The sequence below is a fragment of the Pseudoalteromonas sp. S4741 genome, from assembly GCF_005886135.1.
GTDB lineage: Bacteria > Pseudomonadota > Gammaproteobacteria > Enterobacterales > Alteromonadaceae > Pseudoalteromonas > Pseudoalteromonas tetraodonis.
Genome location: NZ_PNCN01000022.1, coordinates 78,850 through 97,948, shown reverse-complemented (window position 1 = coordinate 97,948; position 19,099 = coordinate 78,850). Strand labels below are relative to the sequence as shown.

Below are 19,099 nucleotides of genomic sequence, written 5' to 3'. Positions count from 1 at the left end.
TTAATTAGGTTCTGTTGATCTTTCAAGGTTAAATTTGCAGCAGTGCGTTTGGTTTTTAGGCAAGGCAGAGCCTACGTAGTGTGGTTATTCCCCATAAATAGGCGATAACGCAGCATAAATGCCAAACGCGCGCTGCCCTTTGGGTTCTTCCTAGGTGCGATTAACTCTTTGTTGCTCGATTTTTACTTAGCCCACTAGGTTACAAATCTCGCGCCGCGATTAAATCGCACCTAGGTTGAACAAATTTTAATCCTGAAAGGTCAACAGACCCTAGCAACAAAATACGAACGATCTTAAATATAAGTGTATTTATCGCTTTTAATTCACTTTTAAAATGGGTCTTGTTAACCTTGGGCAACAATACGTTATATAAAAAGAGCCTTTATGAAAAAGCTACTTGCCTTATCAATTTTAGCTGCCTGTTCAGCACCGGTATTTGCCGACGTTAATTACGCTTTAAACATTTCTCAGCCAGAGCATCATTTAGGTGATGTGAACGTAGAATTTCCTAAAACGGCGCAGTCTTTCTTAGATGTGAAACTTCCAGCATGGCGCACTGGTCGTTATGAAATTTTAAATCTTGCCAATGGCGTTCGCTACTTTAAAGCCAGTGATGATGAAGGTAATGAATTAAAGTGGGAAAAGATTGATCACAGCACATGGCGTGTTCATTTAAATGAACCCACTGAAGTAAATATAGATTACCAAGTCTATGCCAATGAGCTAGGTAAACGTGCCCGCCATATAGACGACAGCCATGCCTTTATTGATGCATCAGGCTTTTTTATGTTTAGCGAATCATTTCGCCAAGAGCCAGTAACGGTTGAATTAAACGTCCCCAAAGCATGGCGCTCTGTGTCAGGCATGGAAAATTATAAAAATAAGCACAGCTTCAAAGCCAGTGACTACGATGTATTAGTTGATTCGCCAATCGAAACCGGTATTAACGAGCTACGCACTTTTAAAGTTAATGGTCGTGAGTACGAACTGGTGGTATGGGGTGAGGGTAATTACGATATTGAACTGATGCTAACTGATTTGAAAAAGCTAGTGGCTACCGGCAATGTGATTTGGGACAGCTACCCGTATGAACGTTATGTATTTATGGTACACGCTACATCAGGCGCAGGCGGGGCAACTGAGCACTTAAACTCAACGATTATTCAGCGCCCACGCGACCGCTTTGCTAAACGTGAAGACTATTTAGGTTTTATAAGTACTGCAGCTCATGAGTTTATACATACTTGGAATGTAAAAGCGTACCGTCCAAAAGGGCTTGCGCCCTATGACTACACTAATATTAATTACTCAAAATTGCTTTGGATAGCAGAGGGCTCTACCAGCTATTTTGAAGATCATTTATTAGTGCGTTCGGGTATTCAAACCACCGATGAGTTTTTTAAAGTATTAAGCAAAACCATTAACCGCCACCTCACAACACCGGGGCGTGAAGTGCAAAGTGCCAGCGAAACCAGTTTTGATAAATGGATAAACCAAGGCGGCGATCACGCACGTAACTACAGCACTAATATTTATCTTGAAGGTTCATTATTGTCGATGGCGTTAGATATCGACCTACTTGAAAATAGCCAAGGTAAAATTAGCTATAAAGACGTACACAACGAACTTTATAAGCAACATAAATTACCTGCAGGGTTTACTGAGCAAGACGTACTGGCTATTTTAAAACAACTATCAGGGCGTGATTATAGCGCGTGGTGGCAGGAAAATGTTGACTCACCAGCCAACCTTGATTTTGATGCACTGCTAGCAAAAGTAGGTTTAAGCTTTGAATTACCAGAAAAAGCCAAGGCCACACCAAGCTTAGATGCATTTACTAAAAATACTGGCGAGTTACTTACGCTTACCCATGTACGCCGCGATGGTGCAGCATGGCAAGGCGGCTTAACCACCGACGATAAACTCGTCGCTATTAATAAAAAGCATGTAGGTAAAGACTTAACAGCCAGCTTAGAAACCTTTAAAGTAGGCGATAAAGTCACTGTTGATTTTATTCGTCGTGATGCCTTAATGTCGACTGAGCTTGTGTTGTCTGAAGACTTCGACAAACCTAAAAAAGTGGTTGCGAATAAAAATGCCACTGATGAGCAAAAAGCATTATTTAAAGCATGGATGGGTGTTGCGCATCCAAACGATGCGAAAAAAGATTAATAAAACAACGCATCATCAACAGTTAAAAAAGGAGCTTAGCTCCTTTTTTGTTTATTGGGCGCTATATTGTAACAATTTATCTCAGCGCAGTTGACCTTACTCATACTTAATGAGTAATCTGCAGGTTCAATAATAAAAGGGATTCTATAAATGCGTTTAAAACCTCTTGTTGCCACTTTGGTAGCAACCTGTTCACTGGCACTCTCTTCTGCGGCCAATGCCGATGAAGGTATGTGGCAACCTCATCAGCTACCAGAGCTGGAATCAATCTTAAAAGCCAAAGGCCTTGAAATCAGTGTTGATTCAATTTCAAAATTAACCGAATTTCCAATGAATGCGGTTATTAGCTTAGGCGGCTGTACAGCCTCGTTTGTTTCGCCAAAGGGGTTAGTTGTTACTAACCATCACTGTATTTATGGCTCAGTGCAATATAATTCAACACCTGAAAACAACATACTTGAAAACGGCTTTTTAGCAAAAACACCGGCTGAAGATTTACCTGCTGCGCCAGGTTCGCGTGTGTACGTTACAGAAACAGTGACCAACGTGACTGATAAAGTAATTAGCGGCACTAACGAGCTAAGTGCAAAAGCACGCTACGATGCGTTAGAAAAAAATCAAAAAGCCCTCGTTGCACAGTGTGAAGCCGATGAAAGCTACCGTTGTAATGTATATTCGTTTCATGGTGGTTTAGAGTTTTACCTTATTAAATCGCTGGAAATTAAAGATGTACGTTTAGCGTATGCACCTGCTATGGGCGTAGGTAAATACGGTGGCGATATCGATAACTGGATGTGGCCGCGTCACACAGGCGATTTTGGTTTTTACCGCGCCTATGTAGGTAAAGACGGCAAACCAGCAGAGTACAGCGAAGACAACGTACCGTACGTGCCTGAGTCTTACTTAAGTGTAAGTGCTAAAGGCGTGCAAGAGGGTGATTTTGTCATGGTGACTGGCTATCCAGGACGAACCAATCGTTACCGTATTGCGGCAGAGGTCGATTATGTATTTAACGACAGTTACCCTAAAGCGCGTATGCACAATACTAAATACGTATCACTGATTGAAGAAAACTCAGAAGATGGCAGCAAAGCACGTATTGCTTACGAAAGCACCATAGCTGGTTATAACAACTACATTAAAAACTATGGTTCGATGATCGAAAGCTTTAAAAAAGGCACCATGTTTGAGCGTAAAAAGCAGTTTGAACAAGAACTTACAAACTGGATAAACAGCGATAGCGAGCGTAAACAGCGCTACGGTAATGTACTTAATGAGTTATCAGCACTTGTTGCACAATCGCAAGAGCACAGTGAGCGCGACCGTATGGTAGGCTATGTTCACCGTTCACAAATGATCAGCACGGCACGTCGTTTATACCGTTTAGCTTATGAAAAACAAAAGCCAAATAGCGAGCGTGAATCGGGTTATCAAGAACGTGATTTACCGCGTATTAAATCGGGTTTAGAGCGTATGTCACGTCGCTTTGATGCAAACGTAGATAAAGCTATATTACTGCACTTTTTAGAGCAATATGCAGCATTACCTAAAGCAGAGCGTTTTAGTGAAATTGATAAAGCTTTTGCTTTAGAAAACGGTTTTGATAAAGCAAAACAAAGTGCATTACTTGATGAAATGTACGCTAAATCAATGCTTGATAACGAAATTGTACGTAATTCATTATTTGAGCAAACGCTTAGCCAATTAAACCAAAGCCAAGACCCATTCATGCAATATGCAAAAGCCATATTCACGGTAATGAAAACTGAGGAAGATAAGTCAAAAGCCCTTGCAGGTAAGTTACAAGCCGCTCGCCCAGAGTTAATGAGTGCGATTATTGCCTTTAACAAAGCGCAAAACAAACCGGTTTACGCCGATGCAAATAGCACATTACGTGTAACTTACGGCACGGTAGGCGGGTATTCTCCGCAAGATGGTTTAGTGGCCACGCCGTTTACCTCACTTGAAGGGTTGCTGGCTAAAAACACCGATGTTGACCCATTTAATGCGCCTAAAAAGCTGCAAGAGCAAATTAAAGCCAAGCTTTATGGTGATTACACAGGTGGCATGAATACCGTACCGGTTAACTTTTTATCAAACGTTGACACGACTGGCGGTAACTCAGGTTCACCAACACTTAATGGTAAAGCTGAGCTGGTAGGGTTACTGTTTGACGGTGTGTATGAAAGCATTATTGGTGATTGGGATTACAACCCAGAGCTAAATCGCTCAATTCATGTAGATTCACGTTACATGCTGTGGGTAATGGATAAAGTAGATAACGCACAAAACTTATTAGACGAAATGAAAATCGTAAAATAAGAAGCAGTTAAAATAACAAACAGGCGCTTACCTTAATCGGAAGCGCCTTTTTTGTTTAAACATTTTTGGCGATTAATCTAACTTAAGCTACGGGCTACGGGCTACGGGCTACGAGGTTCGGGTTGCGGGGGGAGCTAATATTTGACTTTTCACTGGCGCGTTTAAGGCTGTGTGATGGTTTTTGTTTCTCATTTTTTGCTCATTCACTTCTCTTTGTGTAATAAGATCCTTAAGTGATTGATTTACCATGAGGGTGCAGAGACGCTGCGCTTTTGCAGGAGCAGGGTGTTTTTAAAATTAAACTTTTTTATAATGGTAACTACGTAAGTTTAATTTACTAAATGCCAACTAGCATAATTTTACCTTGTGCCATGCCCTCAAGCTGACAGCTAAAATCAATGCGCTTTTCAGCAGGCGTTTTATACAGCAAAGTGAGCTTACGAAAAGGCGTGGTAATCACTTTGACCGTTTTGATTTGTAAACTAACGCGTGTTCGTTTGTCTAAAAAGGCAAAAGCCGTTTCCGTTAACGCTTTTTTACATGCGCTTAATGCTGTATTTGTTACAACGCCCGATAATATTGAGTTACTAATATCTTCAGCCGACAAGCTGCTATAGCCACTTGCCATTACGCACGCGGCATAAATATCAAGTATGGCAATGGCACGTACTTTTTGACTTTTTGGCTCCTCATAAACAGCCATGACACAGGGGACTTTAGACTCATCGAATACCTGCGGTTGAATTGTGTTTACGATTAAGAACTGGCTTATATGTTTATGAAACAAACGTTCTAATTGCGACAGTTTTGGTAACGCTAAATCATCATTTAATTCAATTTCATCAGGAATGACTTCGTTATTTTCTACAAGTTGCACCAGAGGTAATAATTTATCGTGAAGTTGTTCATCAGTAAAAGGTTTTGATAGAACAAAAGATGCGCCAAAGCTAATAGCTTCTTCAATTTGAGACTTTTCATCAACCGTGGTTAGCATTGCTACTATTATATTAAGTTGCCTTTGCTTTATTGCACGTAATAGCATAACTCCACACATATCAGGCATATGCCAGTCTGTAAGGACAATATCGGGGTGCCAACTACCAATAAGCGTTAACGCAGATTTAGCATTGTTGGCTTTTTCTATTAATAACTTCCGATAGCCAAACTTTTCCAACCCTCGGCGTACTATTTCAAGTGTTGCATGGCTATCATCCACGATAAGTATTTTCACACAGGTAACTTTTTTTTAAATGTTGTTGTTATTATGGCAGATTTTTTTGACAGCGCTAAACTCTAGTAAATAAACACTTAATTTAAGATAACTAAATAATGCCATATGCCGTATTTCCGCCTGAGGTTTATCATTATATTGCTATAAATTTTGGGCTACTTATTTTAGCCGCGTGGTTTTATATTCTCTTACTGATACTCAGAGAGTTTAGGGCATTTGCACTTAGCATGGTTAAAAGTAACGGAACAATGGATGATGCGACGTTAGCTATGTGCAGAGAGTCTGTTGAAAATGCTATGAGCTATGTTAACGATAATCGAAAAACTATCGCTGAGTTAATCAGTGTACAAATGCTATTACAACAGCAATTGACTGAGGTTACTTCATCAACCAAAGATCATGTTACCGAAAAAGAACAACAGCTAATCGATGATCTCAATAAAAAATTAAAACGCTCGCATAAGCTAATTCGCAAACTAAAAGGGGATTTGGATAAAAGTGTTGAAAAATTAAAAGTTACTCGCCAAAAGCTCTATGCACAATATGATGCAGTGACTGTGCTTCAAGAAGAAAAAGACCAGTTACAAGCAGATTACGAAGCGCTTAAAACCGCAAGCGAAAATAGTGATAAAGCACCAAACGCAGATGCATCCTCAACGCCCGACCAAACAAGATTACTTAACACTTTAAACGAATATAAAAGGCAAATTGCAGAGCAAGACCAACTGCTACAGCAATTGCAGTTACAAACTGACGGGCCAGAAAGTAGTGAGGAATTAGATACTCTAAAGCAAGAGCTAGAAAAAACCCAGTACGCACTTAAACACCTTACAAAAGAGAAAAAATTCATTGAGGGGCGCTATTTAGAAATGATGAAAAATAGCCAAAAACCAAGCTAACTAACGACTTTTTTTAGTCTGAGCGAGTAAAAGTTATTACTGTGTTTTCTGCTCATTCAATTCTCTTTGCTAAGTAAGGTCTTTTAGTGATTTATGCACAAAGAGGGCGAAGAGACGCTGCGCTTCTAAAAAACAACACTGTGCTTTTCACTCATGCTTTAGCAAATATTGATGTGTTGCATAATTGATTGATTGTTTTTTGTTAATTAAAGGCTGAGATGTAAATGATTAAATAAACCTTATTTAAGGTTTTGTCGCACTGGCGACAGCAGCCAAAGAGGGGCTACCGCTGGTCCCTCTCTGGACACTCTCAGCGCACCCGAGCATCACGCTTTATCCTTCAAATAAACCATTGCTTGAACGTAAGCGGCGTATATTCACCATCCATGGCGAAGTTACGCCTTGTATTTCATCCATGAAATACATTACTCAGCAATACCTTATTTTCAGGGCGTGATGAAGGGGGAAATGTTAAACGTAACATGGGTAGTCACTTTTTACTTCGGTCGATTACAATGAAGCCCAGTAAACAAAGGCAACCTCAATTATTATTAGTGTTTTGCATTAACGATTGGCAGCAAAGTGCCAGAAGCAGATGGTCAGGAGTTATAATGTCTGAAGTCAAGATTTGACCCCTTTGGCCTCTTTGGCTTCTAAAGAGTCGATGACTAAAACGGGCGTCAAAATAACCTATTTGTGGGGTAGCCTTGAAGAAGGTGAATTTAGAGGTGCACTTCTCAAATTTCCACCAGGTGTATCAGCAGCACTGAGCAGTAAGCAAATACACTTCACGCTGTATTAATCAAAGGAAAGATAGCCTATCAAACACAAAGTAGTTTAAAGGCACTTAAACCCGGTAGTTATTTTGGTTCAAATGGCCTACATGCTCACCAACTTTCTTTCAACGATGATGATGAAAGCTTTATTTACGTGCGAAGTGATGGTGAATTCGACATTATATTAAACCCTAAACCCTAAACCCTAAATTCTAATTTATATCAATAAATGCAAGGCGGTCGTTACTTGAAAGTTACGACAGCCTTGGATAAACACAAGTCATGTCAATATTAGAATTTACTGAATCAGCGTTGTTCAAATACACTGGCTCAGTATGAGTTGGTAGTCGTTATTGTTATATTGCCTATGGTTTGATCATTAATAAGGGTAAAGACTGCCATTTTGATAAATGTTTGCCAGCCAGTCATTCACGATAGTGTTGGCTTCACTGAGTTCAGCCTGTGAAAGCTGAGGGTATAGCCGTTGCTCAAACCATGCATAACGATTATATAGTTCACCGTTTTCCGTTATTTCCATCATTAGGCGATTTAATGCGTACGACTTTGCTAAGCTATTACCGCTGATTTGTTGCGAATGATACAAAGCCGACAATTTCATTAACGCTTTTTCACTGCCATGCTGGGCTGCTTGCTCTAAAAAAGCGATTTTTTGTAGCTTGAATGCATCGCGCTTTTTAATGTACTCATCTCTGTTTTGTGTTTTAAAACCTTGTGATTGCATATAAAACTCTGCTGTTATATCAGCAAATGTTTGTTGCGCTGCAACAGATCCGTTTTGCGCTGCATCATAAAAATATAAATAAAACTCACGACGTTGCTCCTGATTAATTCCACTACAGTAATCAAATCTTTCTAACGTAGCATCAATTGCTTCACCTGCATCGGTATAATCAGCTATGGCTTCTAGCTTTGCTTGTAAGGCAAAATCATCAATAGGGGCAGTAAAGCAATATCTTAAATTGGCTGCAACAATATACTTTGCATCAATATCGCCTTTGCCAGCCTTATTTTTTAACTGCACTAAATGTGTTTTTAGTTGCCCTTGTTGTTTCCAGCGTGGAATGGCCATTACAGCAAGTTGGTTATTTTGATCTTGTATGCCTTTTTCTATAGGGGCGATAGTGTTTTTATCGGATAAATCATCGAGTGTTTCTTGTTTTAAACTAAGGGGGGGAGTTGCTTTTAACGTATTTGGTTCCTTTACCACTGAGTTGAGAGGTGAAGAGTGCGATAATCGGCCACTGCTATAACTTAGTGCAATCAAAAGTAATATTAAGGCTAAGCATAGGTAAAGCAAAACACCTAGAGTTTTATTATTTATTTTCAAAGGCTTGGTACCATTTATTTACGTTAAGTTAAAACAGATTAAATTCTTATTATTCTAAGTTAGCATGTTAGTTATTAAATAACTTCATCTTCATTAGCTGGATCACCACTTTCATCTTCGCTTTTAATTTGTTTTTGCTTCATTCTTTCAATTTTTTTTATTTCTTGAGGAGGAATAGGGTAGATTGATATTAATGGAAAAAAAGCTAAAAAGACCAATGCCCCCTTTGGCATTTTTTTGCTCCAAGTAACTAACTTAAACATTCCCTGAAAAACGACTAAGGCGAGTAACATTCCACCTAAATAATAAAATACTTCAATATCAATAGCGTTGAGTAAATCCATTTATCACTCCATCTTGTTATAGTAACTCAATGGGGAGAGTGCTGATGATATTCAAGAGTTAAATGAGTTTTGGTACTCATTTACTACTAATTGCCTTCTCTATGTTCAAATGATTTTAAGGACATTGTCAGAGTTTAGGTGTTTGTCATATCCCTGGTTAACATTTGATAAATACTTATTATATAAGTTAAAACGATAACGCATGAGATAGCTAAGATACTACTGTTAGGAAATAAATACCAAGCGGCTACAATTAAAATACTTCTTAACACAGCATGAATTAAGCCAACAGGATGTTTAACGATCCAAGAATATACTACCCAATGAAGTCCTAAGCCAACGCCTAAACTCAAAGGAACAAATTCAGGTGCATTTAAAAGTAATGGAATATGGACAGCCCAAAGAAGATTAACCATCACTATGCATAAACCCATTAGTTTTGCTAAAGGGTTGGATGAGGAAACTAAGTTCTCTTTTCTAAATTTAGCAATTAATAAAGCTATAGGAAAAATCCCGCCTGTTGCAAAGAGTAAAATATATATAGAAACATTTGCGCTAAATAGTGTACTTAGAAATCCAACTAAACCCCAAATTATGGTTCCAGCAACCGGCATTGAAATAGATCTGTTTGAAGATTGTTCAAATTCTTTTCTGTATTCATCTAATGTCAAAATACTCTCTCCTTGCTTGAGTAATGCTCAGACTTATTGAAGCACATAACGCCTGCTAGGCGTTTGTTAGCTTTACAGTAAACCCAGTTCGGCATGATAATTACAAAGAGTTGAAAAACGATAGTTCGTATTACCTAAAATATTGGCGTCGTTTTTTTTAATTGCATCAATATATTTTTCGACATATTTCTCAAATTTTTTAGTAATGTAATGCTCTTTATTTGCCAGTTTCTGGTGCTCTGCGGATGATATTTTGAAAGGTAAATTCGATATATACTTTTGTTCGGCGATTAAAAGTGCTTTAGTGAAATCCAATCCTTTACCTTCTATATGGCCTTGGTTAGATTTGACTGTGATATATGCAGCCTTATGCTTTATATTTGTTCTGAGTGGGATTGCAAAAGATAAGCTATTAATTGTAATAAGTACGATTCCATAACCTCGAACCTTACCTTGAGTCCAATTTCCATTATGGTTATCTAATGCCTCTTTTAAATGAGAGTTTTCAGTATAAAAAGAGTTATCTAATTTTTTAAGTTGCACAAATATACTTCCCTAAAACGAAAAAACCCCCTTACGGAGGCTTTCGGTAGTCAATTCTGTTTGGATGCTTCAGTTTTTTACGTGGGGTGCTCCTACCGCCACAACATTCTGTTTGGATGCTTCAGTTTTTAACGTGGGGTGCTCCTACAGCCACTGACTACAGACAAATTATGGATCGACTAGAAACGAATGTCAAATCAAATTGTGTACTCAGAGTAAAGCTAACGCCCGCATAAGGGGCTAAAATAATAGTTGGCTATAATTTAGCGAGGAACGAGCGACAAGCCAACTATTATGTGTCCCATTACTTAATGCGCTTGTTATATAGCATTGTACTCATGATTAAGTAACCCTAACTTTAAATCGTTGCACCAATTGCCACCTAATTTAAAGTTATCTCGAATTGTACCTTCATGAGTAAAGCCCAAAGCTTTTAGTAAATTAAATGACGGGGAATTACCTTCAGTGACAGTTGCGATCACTTTATGGAAGTTACATTGATTAAATGCATATTCAATAACGGCTTTAGTTGACTCTTTGCCATACCCTTTGCCTTGAAATTTTGGACTTAGCAAGAAACCAAGTTCAGCCTGTTGATATGGTTCCCACTCAGGAAAAAAACCAGTTACGCCAATTTTATTCCCAGTTGCGTGTTCAATGATTGTTAAAGTTAACCATTGATTTGAAGTCTTTTTCCATTCACCTAAGCGAGAATTAAAGCGTTCACTTATTTCAGATTCGGTAAATGGATCGCTGACATATTTGAGTACACCGTTTGATTGATGAAGTTCCTCAAAAAATTCCCAGTCATCTTTACTAATTGGTTTTAAAGTTAACCTTTGGGTTTCAATTTGCACTGACTTTCCTTTGCTATGTAGACATAATGACTCCCACACGGTGTTAGCCTCCGCTTTTCGTGGGTTAGCTTAATTCAAAGCCAGAGCCATAATTAGTTTGTCAATTAACTAAACAGCAGAGGCTAACATGAATAAACATAGCATACTTTTTATCGGTCTTGATACACATAAAGAATTCAATGAAGTCGCCTATATTGAAGAACATAGAGGCGCTCAACTTGTTCATCTTGGCCGAATTCCCTCTTCAAAAGTGGCCGTTCAAAAGCTTGTTCGTCAGTTCGAATCTAAATACCCTGGCGCAACGCTACACTTTGTTTATGAAGCAGGCCCCTGTGGTTATTGGATTTATCGATTGATTACCAGCCTTGGCCATTGCTGTTATGTGGTTGCCCCGTCTCTTATTCCTAAAAAACCAGGCGAGAAGATTAAAACCGATAAACGTGATGCCCTTAAGCTCGCTAAATTACTTAAATCTGAAGATTTAACACCTATTTATGTTCCCGAGCCTGAAGATGAAGCTGTACGTGATTTATCTCGCGCACGCGAAGTAGCCATGAAAGATTTAAAAGATGCTAAATATCAATTAAAAGCACTGCTGCTTCGTAATAATATTAATTACAAAGGCACTGCAAATTGGTCACAAAAGAATTTACGTTGGCTCACTGAGCTTGTGTTGCCACATTCCGCGCAGCACATCGTTTTACAAGAGTTTTTACACACGATTAATGAACGAATAAGCCGACTTGAACGGCTAGACAATGAGCTAACACATCACGTCCATCAATGGCGATATTACCCTGTAGTAAAAGCAATACAAGCTATGCGTGGTGTTCGTTTGTTGGTCGCCACTGGCGTTGTGGCTGAGCTTGGCGATTTATCGCGATTCGACCATCCCCGCAAATTAATGAGTTACCTCGGTCTTGTACCCAGTGAACACTCGAGTGGTGGCAAACGCCATATTGGCGCCATCACAAAATGCGGAAATGGCCGAGCAAGACGCCTTCTTGTGGAAGGTGCACATACTTATCGCTATGCAGCAAATATATCCACAGATATGCAAAAACGACAAGAAGGTTTACCAAAGAGCATTATTGATATTGCGTGGAAAGCGCAGCTTAGGCTCTGCAAGCGCTATAAAAAAATGATAGCCAAAGGGAAACACTACAACCTTGTTGTCACTGCAATTGCCCGAGAAATGATTGCGTACATATGGGCCATTGCTAAAGAAATGGTGCTTACGCCAGTGAATACAAAACTGAGATTGGCAAGAGTACCCGCATGATAAACGAATGAGAGTTAGTGCATGGGATCAAGCATCGGGTGTGGCACAACCACCGACGGCGTTAGGATGGCAATGCAGCTAACGCTGCATTGAACCACGAACATAGACTGAAGACAGGTGCCACGACGAACTAAGTAAGGTCTGCTCTGTTACTAGAAATAGTAATAACCAACGAATATCAGCAAGATAACCGACGACATTACTTGCTTCATCCTATGTATTAACTCGCTCTAATTCGAGCTAAAGTAATTATGGCTTAAAAAGTTAGGCAAGGATCAGTGTGCTTAACTTGACAGTGGGAGTCATACCAACGCCTGCCTAAGCGGCAAATTAACAATGGGTTAAACTTATTGAGCGCAGCGACAATAACCCATTGTTAATTGTCCGATGCGAGCTTGCGAGCCTTAAGGCTCTTGTTAGTTTTACAATCCAAACACCTCCTCAAATTTCTCCCCATTATTTAACCTGTCTAACCCCAAATATAAACTTTTAGTGTCCATTGGCTCTATTGCAACCCTTGAGGCTTGGTAATATTTCACGCTCGTGTTGGGGAAGTTGCTTAAATAAAAAATGGACTTAACCTTTGTCACATTTTCTTTTTTTATTTCTATATTTTTACGAAGAAACGGCTCACGATAATCCACCTTGATACCAGTTCCTTCAATGAACCAGGCAGGCAATTGAGTTAACTCTACAAGAAAGTCGGTTCTATGTCTTACCTCTGCATGAACATATTCATGTGCTATCACGTCTGTGTTGAGACCTTTTGGGCCTAGAAAAATACATTCTCGAAAGAATCCTGATGTTTGCATACCCGTTGGGTTAAACCCAAAATCAGAGTATTTGGTTTCTGCCGTTGCAATAATTCTAGGTGAAGATATAGGGTTCCCATATACGCTAGAAACCCTATCAATTGCACTGGCTATTGAATTAATCAATCCAAACTTTTGCGCTTCATCTAGGCTGTCGTCAATATAGATATTTGATGATACTTCCGAAAAGTGAGTTAGCCCTATCATCTCGCATGCTATTGCATCTTTTTTGAAAAAGATGAATGAGACAGAAAAGGTAAGCAAACAAGCAAACGAAAGGATTTTGAAAATACGCACCGACTTTCCTTGTAAAACTAACATTTTAGTATTTATGCGACACGCTGTTTGTGTTGCATAATCACTTGAACATTTTAGTATTTATGCGACACGCTGTTTGTGTTGCATAATCACTTGTTGGACTGAGCCGCTACCTGCTCGGTGTGTCAGAGTTGGTGTTGTTTATGCTATGGGAATTTGCTTTTTAGAGGCTCTCACTTTCCTCGCTAATTTAATCAGCTTAGCGAGTGTTATGTAAGCTTTCCCTGCATTGCTCAGCGCTTATTATGTATTCATTACACCTAAATTTGCCTTAATAAGCAATTATATTTTTTACACGTACAGAGGCCGCTAGCCTGAACAATTAAGCAGGTTAACTTATTAATTTGATGCAGCAAGCAAGGCTGCTAACTCGTTCGCGCTACTTTGTTTGTCGCCTCATCTAAATTCATCACACCAATAAGTCGTAAAGTACCCGTCTTGCATGACTGGCAAGGCCAATGGGGTATTAATCGTTCTTGCTCTACCTTCGGCTTCACCGCTTTGCATGGGGTTGCTGATACTTGAGCCTTTATTAACCCTAACTTTCGCTTGCGACACGCATTAGCTAAAAAGCCATAGTGGCGAATGCGCATAAACCCTTTGGGCAATACATGTTGTAAGTAGCGCCGTAAAAATTCATCACAACTCAGCGTCATGACTTTATCGCGATTGTTATCTGCATAATCGCGATATTTAAAGCTCACTGTTTCTTCAGTCGCTGACACTAATCGTGATTCTGACATTACGCCTTTTCGGGTATAACGAGCAAGGTAACTAACTAGCTTTTCACTGTACGTTAAACAGGCTTTGCTATACACGCACCATTTGGTTGGCGTGCTTACCTTCGCGAATGAACTATCGCATTCATTGAGCGCCGCCAGCATTTTCCCTCTGAACACTGTTGATAATGCTTTAACGGGGTATAAATAGCCTTTTTCTATTTTATGCCAGTGCGCTTTATCAAGCACGCCTGCGGGTATCAAACAGTGTAAATGGATATGCTGACCTAAGTTTTGCCCCCATGTATGCAGTACGCTTGTCATGCCTAACTGACCATGTCTCTTTCGTTTCGCAAATTTACTCAGCGTTTGCCATGCGGCTTTAAATAAACACTGGTACAACGCGCTTGGGTTATAGTGCGCAATGATATTCAACTCATGAGGGAGCGTAAAAACAAGGTGGAAATACCGACACGGTAATAAATCCTCTTGCTGCCTTTGCACCCACTTAGCCGTAGCCATGCCTTGGCAACGCGGACAATGACGGTCTCGACAACTACATCCAATCTTTTGTGACTCACCACAGTTATCACATTGCCATGCTTGGTAACCGAGCTGACCCGTTCTGCATGATTGAAGGTGCTGACACACGCGCAGTTGTTGATAGCTCATCGTATGATGCTGGCGATAATTCTCAAGATTCGAGTTTAAAATATCAGCGAGGTGCAAGCCGCTCATTGATTTCCCCAGCTCGCAAGTAAATCAATGCCGCCATGCCCTAATTCAGGTAACCAATGTAAGTAACTTTGTGTGGTTTTAATATTACTATGACCAAGCTGATGTTGCAGTTGATGAAGTGGCATACCTGATTCAAGTTGGTGTGTTGCATAAGCATGGCGTAAAGCATGTGGATTACAGTGCTTTAAGCCACACGCTTGTGTATGTTTTCTCAATGGCTTCCTGAAGGTTGATGCTGACATAGGTTTATCCATTAATAACCGTGAATAGAACATCCAACCTGTTGGGTGATACATTTTCCAATAACAACGTAATTGAGCCAGCACGCTATCTGATACAACAACATAGCGTGATTTATCCCCTTTACCTTGTTCAATTAAAATAGTTTTACGCTGTCCATCGATATCTTGCACTTTAATGCGTAGCAGTTCATTAATACGTAAGCCACACCCATAGCACACCATAATCAATGTTTTTAAGCGCATATCCGTACAGCTTTCTATCAGTCTTCGCATATCATCACGCGACAAATAGGTGGGTGCGTGCGACTTTGCTTTTGGCAGTGCAATATCTAAGTTCAATGGCCGGTGTAAAATATGTTTAAACAAGAACCAAATGCTGTTTATCTGTACTTTTTGGCTTGATCTAGAAAGTTTGCGAATGGCAGGATCGTTAAAAAAGATATTCAACTCATCATCTGTGACTAAGTCGAGCGGTTTATTAAAATAATGACTGAGTTTTAGTAAATGTTCACAGTAGCTTTTACATGTACTTTGCGAATAACCACGATAGGCTATTTCAGTTTTGACTTGTTCAATGAGTGTATTCATGACTTACCTCCAAGTTATGGGATAACCCCAAGGTAAGTGTGGCTCAAATTATAAGAATAGGATCTCCGCGTAGCGGCTTAGTTCAACAACTTAATAGTGCGCTCATCGCACATATTCAAACCAGCGCTGCGCTCACTTTTCTATTTTATATAGTTTTAACAAAATACCTAACATATTACTATCACTAAGTTTTTATCGTGTTTAATAAATACTTAGAGGAATAATATGCGCGCTTGGCTCATTTTCTTGAATATATGAGCGAACGGTAGAATTAAATACAGCATTAAATCAAATCTCTTCAACATTCTTTAGTATATTTCATGTGCATTTTGTAACCATTAAATGCTACGTTAGATGTAACTATATTGAAGGAATAAATTATGAAACTTGAGTCTTTAGCGTTGCACCATGGTTATGAATCTGAAGCCACAACTAAATCGGCGGCGGTGCCGATTTATAACACCTCTTCGTACACCTTTGATAATACCCAGCATGGCGCTGATTTATTTGATTTAAAAGTGCCGGGTAATATTTATACCCGCATTATGAACCCGACCAATGCGGTACTTGAACAACGTATTGCTGCGATGGAAGGCGGCATTGGTGCGCTGGCGGTGGCCTCGGGTATGGCGGCCATTACCTATGCGATTCAATGTTTATGTGAAGTGGGCACTAATATTGTAAGCACTAGCCAAGTATATGGCGGTACATATAACTTATTTGCTCATACGTTACCGCGCCAAGGTATTGAAGCTCGCATGATTAAAGCTGATGATTTTAGCGCCTTTGAAAACGCGATTGATGATAATACTCGCGCAGTATTTTGTGAGTCCATTGGTAACCCTGCAGGTAATATTGTCGATATTGAGCGTTTAGCTAACATTGCTCATAGTAAAGGGGTGCCGCTTATTGTTGATAATACCGTGGCTACCCCGTACTTATGTCGCCCATTTGAGTTGGGTGCCGATATTGTGGTGCACTCACTCACTAAATACATTAACGGCCATGGAACCGCTATTGGCGGTATGATTGTTGATTCGGGCAAGTTTGATTGGAAAACCAATGCCACGCGCTTTGTGATGATGAATGAGCCCGATCCGTCGTATCATAATGTGGTTTATACCGAAGCTTTTGCTGAAGCGGCGTTTATTGGTCGTTGCCGCGTTGTACCACTTAGAAATACCGGTGCAGCACTTGCGCCTAAAAACGCATCTGACATTTTAATCGGCCTAGAAACCTTAGGCTTACGAATGGATCGCCACTGCGAAAACGCGCAAAAAATTGCTGAATATTTAGAGAGTCACCCTAAGGTGCTTTGGGTTAATTACGCAGGATTAAAATCAAGCCCATATAACGAAATGAGCCAAAAAATTACTAATGGTAAGGCGTCAGGTATTTTAAGTTTTGGTATTGCCGGTGGCCTTGAAGCCGGTACGCGGTTTATTGATGCCCTTAATATGATTTTACGTTTGGTTAATATCGGCGATGCTAAATCGCTGGCGTGTCATCCTGCATCTACCACGCACCGCCAATTAAATGATGAAGAACTGGCCAATGCGGGCGTTAGCCGCGATTTAATTCGTTTATCGGTGGGTATTGAAAACATTGACGATATTATTGCCGATGTAAGCCAAGCGCTTGATAAGGCCTAAATTGTACAGTAAATACCTCAAACTTTTTTGAGGTATTTATTTTTGTAATCAAAAAGGAGTGCAGATACATGAAATTTTTAATTTTTCTCGGTTCGGTTAGAAAAAGTAGCCCACCTAAGCCTGCGCGTTTAGGGGAGAGAGTAGCAAAAGCATGTGAGCGTTGTTTGCTTGAGCACTACTCTGAACACGAAATAGAGCTTATTGATCCGCTCGATTACGATTTAGACCCTGTGTTTAAACCGCACTTTGCCTATACGCAGGCTGAGGTACCTAAACAACTTGATGATTTAGCAGCAAAAATTAAAGGCAGCGATGGCTTTGTTATGGTGAGCCCTGAATATAATCATTCGATGAGCCCAGCACTCGCTAATTTGCTTAACCATTTTGGAAGCTCGTTATTTGGCTATAAACCCAGCGCAATTGTTACCTATTCTGCAGGGCAGTGGGGCGGCGTACGCGCTGCTGTTGGCATGCGCAGTTTTTTAAGTGAACTGGGTTGTTTGCCGGTATCAGCAATGATCCATGTACCAAAAGCACAGGATGTGTTTATTGAAAGTGGTGACGCAAATAATGCGGCAGAGCAAACATCATGGGATAGCTATTTTTCGCGCACATTCAATCAATTAATGTGGTGGGCAGAAGGTGCTAGCAAACAACGTGAAGCGTTAGATCCTAAGCAATTAAGCAAAGATTTTAAACGTGACCCATCACAACGTAATGCGCCTTAACAGTTAAAAATTTAAGCTAGTCTTTTTTGGCGTCTTCACGAGGGGAGGCCAATATTGTTTCTTTTTGTTCGTCAGTTAAAATAATCCAGTCGAATATTTCGTCACTTGTGCGCCCGCACCCAGTACAGTAGCTATTCATTCTATAACATTCACCGATACAGTCTGTTTTTAAATGAGTGGATTGTTTACTGGGTGTTTGGCGCATACATTCTCTCGTTATTATTTAGTGGCGACGGGCTTTCCTACTTCTAACGAGGTCGACCAGGTTTTAATTTTTGATAACGTTTTGCTGGTATAAACAGAAATAACCGGCGACTTATCATCAAGTACAAAGGTGGTACGCAGAGAGGTTTCCGACTCTTTTTGTGTTTCTAACCAGTTGCTATTTTTTGTTAAACATTGGCGAGTGAGCTCAACGGCTTGTTGATGCATGGCAACGGCTTGTTGTTGGTCTTTGTAGTTTTCTTGACAGCGATAGGTCACGGTTTGATTGTTAAAGCTGGTTACTTGGCAGTTATTGCCAAATACGTTGTACTTTGCAGTCCACACATCTAAATATGAGTTTTGTACTTTGGTGTCTTTTAACGCATCAAATCGATTATCGAATTCGGTTATTAAGCCATCCATTTTTTCACAGGGCGTTAAGCTGTCTAATTTGGCTTTTTGCTCGCTGGTTAAACTGCTACATCCAGACAAAATAAGACCAGTGAGTATAAGCGATATATAAGTTTTCATAGTGCGCTATCCTTTTGTAATAGCTATTCCTTGAATATTAGCTAAAGGATACCTAAGGGAGAGAATAAATGCTATTGAGAAGGCTGAATTAAAAAGAAAAATTATGGCTTTTTATAACGATG

19 protein-coding genes are annotated in these 19,099 nt (G+C 39.8%); 8 read left to right on the top strand and 11 right to left on the bottom strand.

From position 1 onward, the window contains the following. Window positions 1-384: 384 nt before the first annotated feature. Together CWC30_RS03965 and CWC30_RS03960 are read left to right on the top strand one after the other, a co-directional pair. The gene (locus CWC30_RS03965; RefSeq protein ID WP_138626492.1) at window positions 385-2,172 is read left to right on the top strand and encodes a M61 family metallopeptidase; all 1,788 of its coding nucleotides are present in this window, start codon (window positions 385-387) and stop codon (window positions 2,170-2,172) included. A 150-nt stretch (window positions 2,173-2,322) separates the two neighbouring features. Next, window positions 2,323-4,494, top strand: a complete 2,172-nt coding sequence (locus CWC30_RS03960) for a S46 family peptidase (RefSeq protein ID WP_138626491.1) — start codon at window positions 2,323-2,325, stop codon at window positions 4,492-4,494. 337 nt (window positions 4,495-4,831) lie between these two features. On the opposite strand, the gene CWC30_RS03955 is transcribed toward CWC30_RS03960, so the two are convergent. Beyond that, window positions 4,832-5,725, bottom strand: a complete 894-nt coding sequence (locus CWC30_RS03955; RefSeq protein WP_138626490.1) for a response regulator — start codon at window positions 5,723-5,725, stop codon at window positions 4,832-4,834. 98 nt (window positions 5,726-5,823) lie between these two features. Here CWC30_RS03955 and CWC30_RS03950 point away from each other — a divergent pair, with 98 nt between their 5' ends. The 3 genes from CWC30_RS03950 (at window position 5,824) to CWC30_RS19215 (ending at window position 7,602) form a co-directional block, all read left to right on the top strand. Next, the gene (locus tag CWC30_RS03950) at window positions 5,824-6,624 is read left to right on the top strand and encodes a coiled-coil domain-containing protein (protein ID WP_138626489.1); all 801 of its coding nucleotides are present in this window, start codon (window positions 5,824-5,826) and stop codon (window positions 6,622-6,624) included. A gap of 664 nt (window positions 6,625-7,288) precedes the next feature. Next, on the top strand, window positions 7,289-7,426 hold the full coding sequence (locus CWC30_RS18355) for a hypothetical protein (protein ID WP_171034681.1): 138 nt from the start codon (window positions 7,289-7,291) through the stop codon (window positions 7,424-7,426). Further along, window positions 7,426-7,602, top strand: coding sequence for a DUF4437 domain-containing protein (locus CWC30_RS19215; protein WP_138626493.1), 177 nt, complete (start codon window positions 7,426-7,428; stop codon window positions 7,600-7,602). The genes CWC30_RS18355 and CWC30_RS19215 overlap by 1 nt, the downstream gene beginning before the upstream one ends. A gap of 177 nt (window positions 7,603-7,779) precedes the next feature. Here CWC30_RS19215 and CWC30_RS03940 read toward each other — a convergent pair whose 3' ends face one another. The 5 genes from CWC30_RS03940 to CWC30_RS03920 form a co-directional block, all read right to left on the bottom strand. Next, window positions 7,780-8,748: a hypothetical protein gene (locus tag CWC30_RS03940; protein ID WP_075170200.1), complete on the bottom strand. Its 969-nt coding sequence runs from the start codon at window positions 8,746-8,748 to the stop codon at window positions 7,780-7,782. 74 nt (window positions 8,749-8,822) lie between these two features. Then, a complete protein-coding gene (locus CWC30_RS03935; protein ID WP_075170199.1) occupies window positions 8,823-9,092 on the bottom strand; it encodes a hypothetical protein in 270 nt (89 codons plus the stop codon). Between the two features lie 134 nt (window positions 9,093-9,226). After that, window positions 9,227-9,763: a DUF7010 family protein gene (locus tag CWC30_RS03930; RefSeq protein ID WP_138608006.1), complete on the bottom strand. Its 537-nt coding sequence runs from the start codon at window positions 9,761-9,763 to the stop codon at window positions 9,227-9,229. Between the two features lie 72 nt (window positions 9,764-9,835). Further along, window positions 9,836-10,306, bottom strand: a complete 471-nt coding sequence (gene tenpIN / locus CWC30_RS03925; protein WP_138626488.1) for a type III toxin-antitoxin system TenpIN family toxin — start codon at window positions 10,304-10,306, stop codon at window positions 9,836-9,838. Between the two features lie 320 nt (window positions 10,307-10,626). Beyond that, window positions 10,627-11,163 (bottom strand): GNAT family N-acetyltransferase, encoded by a 537-nt coding sequence (locus CWC30_RS03920; RefSeq protein ID WP_138626487.1) that lies wholly within the window; start codon window positions 11,161-11,163, stop codon window positions 10,627-10,629. A gap of 127 nt (window positions 11,164-11,290) precedes the next feature. Here CWC30_RS03920 and CWC30_RS03915 point away from each other — a divergent pair, with 127 nt between their 5' ends. Beyond that, a complete protein-coding gene (locus CWC30_RS03915; protein WP_138626486.1) occupies window positions 11,291-12,445 on the top strand; it encodes an IS110 family RNA-guided transposase in 1,155 nt (384 codons plus the stop codon). Window positions 12,446-12,867: 422 nt separating this feature from the next. Here CWC30_RS03915 and CWC30_RS03910 read toward each other — a convergent pair whose 3' ends face one another. From CWC30_RS03910 to CWC30_RS03900, 3 genes are all read right to left on the bottom strand, one after another. Then, on the bottom strand, window positions 12,868-13,554 hold the full coding sequence (locus CWC30_RS03910) for a hypothetical protein (protein ID WP_138626485.1): 687 nt from the start codon (window positions 13,552-13,554) through the stop codon (window positions 12,868-12,870). A gap of 386 nt (window positions 13,555-13,940) precedes the next feature. Continuing rightward, the gene (locus CWC30_RS03905; protein WP_138626484.1) at window positions 13,941-15,032 is read right to left on the bottom strand and encodes an IS91 family transposase; all 1,092 of its coding nucleotides are present in this window, start codon (window positions 15,030-15,032) and stop codon (window positions 13,941-13,943) included. Further along, entirely contained in the window at window positions 15,029-15,862 is an 834-nt protein-coding gene (locus CWC30_RS03900) for a tyrosine-type recombinase/integrase (protein WP_138626483.1), read from the bottom strand. Before CWC30_RS03900 ends, CWC30_RS03905 begins: the two co-directional genes overlap by 4 nt. Before the next feature lie 380 nt (window positions 15,863-16,242). On the opposite strand from CWC30_RS03900, the gene CWC30_RS03895 reads away from it, so the two are divergent. Both CWC30_RS03895 and CWC30_RS03890 read left to right on the top strand, forming a co-directional pair. Further along, on the top strand, window positions 16,243-17,514 hold the full coding sequence (locus tag CWC30_RS03895; protein WP_138626482.1) for an O-acetylhomoserine aminocarboxypropyltransferase/cysteine synthase family protein: 1,272 nt from the start codon (window positions 16,243-16,245) through the stop codon (window positions 17,512-17,514). Window positions 17,515-17,582: 68 nt separating this feature from the next. Further along, window positions 17,583-18,242, top strand: a complete 660-nt coding sequence (locus tag CWC30_RS03890) for an NADPH-dependent FMN reductase (protein ID WP_138626481.1) — start codon at window positions 17,583-17,585, stop codon at window positions 18,240-18,242. 16 nt (window positions 18,243-18,258) lie between these two features. Here CWC30_RS03890 and CWC30_RS03885 read toward each other — a convergent pair whose 3' ends face one another. Both CWC30_RS03885 and CWC30_RS03880 read right to left on the bottom strand, forming a co-directional pair. Beyond that, the gene (locus CWC30_RS03885) at window positions 18,259-18,447 is read right to left on the bottom strand and encodes a DUF1289 domain-containing protein (protein WP_138626480.1); all 189 of its coding nucleotides are present in this window, start codon (window positions 18,445-18,447) and stop codon (window positions 18,259-18,261) included. Between the two features lie 14 nt (window positions 18,448-18,461). Continuing rightward, window positions 18,462-18,977, bottom strand: a complete 516-nt coding sequence (locus CWC30_RS03880; RefSeq protein ID WP_138626479.1) for a hypothetical protein — start codon at window positions 18,975-18,977, stop codon at window positions 18,462-18,464. Window positions 18,978-19,099 lie beyond the last annotated feature (122 nt).

Excerpts from the sequence above, each read along its gene's own strand:
- CWC30_RS03905 (WP_138626484.1), bottom strand. The coding sequence starts at position 15,032 with ATGAGCGGCTTGCACCTCGCTGATATTTTAAACTCGAATCTTGAGAAT.
- CWC30_RS03890 (WP_138626481.1), top strand. The coding sequence starts at position 17,583 with ATGAAATTTTTAATTTTTCTCGGTTCGGTTAGAAAAAGTAGCCCACCT.
- CWC30_RS03895 (WP_138626482.1), top strand. The coding sequence starts at position 16,243 with ATGAAACTTGAGTCTTTAGCGTTGCACCATGGTTATGAATCTGAAGCC.
- CWC30_RS03915 (WP_138626486.1), top strand. The coding sequence starts at position 11,291 with ATGAATAAACATAGCATACTTTTTATCGGTCTTGATACACATAAAGAA.
- CWC30_RS18355 (WP_171034681.1), top strand. The coding sequence starts at position 7,289 with ATGACTAAAACGGGCGTCAAAATAACCTATTTGTGGGGTAGCCTTGAA.
- CWC30_RS03885 (WP_138626480.1), bottom strand. The coding sequence starts at position 18,447 with ATGCGCCAAACACCCAGTAAACAATCCACTCATTTAAAAACAGACTGT.
- CWC30_RS03935 (WP_075170199.1), bottom strand. The coding sequence starts at position 9,092 with ATGGATTTACTCAACGCTATTGATATTGAAGTATTTTATTATTTAGGT.
- CWC30_RS03900 (WP_138626483.1), bottom strand. The coding sequence starts at position 15,862 with ATGAATACACTCATTGAACAAGTCAAAACTGAAATAGCCTATCGTGGT.
- CWC30_RS03960 (WP_138626491.1), top strand. The coding sequence starts at position 2,323 with ATGCGTTTAAAACCTCTTGTTGCCACTTTGGTAGCAACCTGTTCACTG.
- CWC30_RS03950 (WP_138626489.1), top strand. The coding sequence starts at position 5,824 with ATGCCATATGCCGTATTTCCGCCTGAGGTTTATCATTATATTGCTATA.
- CWC30_RS03965 (WP_138626492.1), top strand. The coding sequence starts at position 385 with ATGAAAAAGCTACTTGCCTTATCAATTTTAGCTGCCTGTTCAGCACCG.
- CWC30_RS03880 (WP_138626479.1), bottom strand. The coding sequence starts at position 18,977 with ATGAAAACTTATATATCGCTTATACTCACTGGTCTTATTTTGTCTGGA.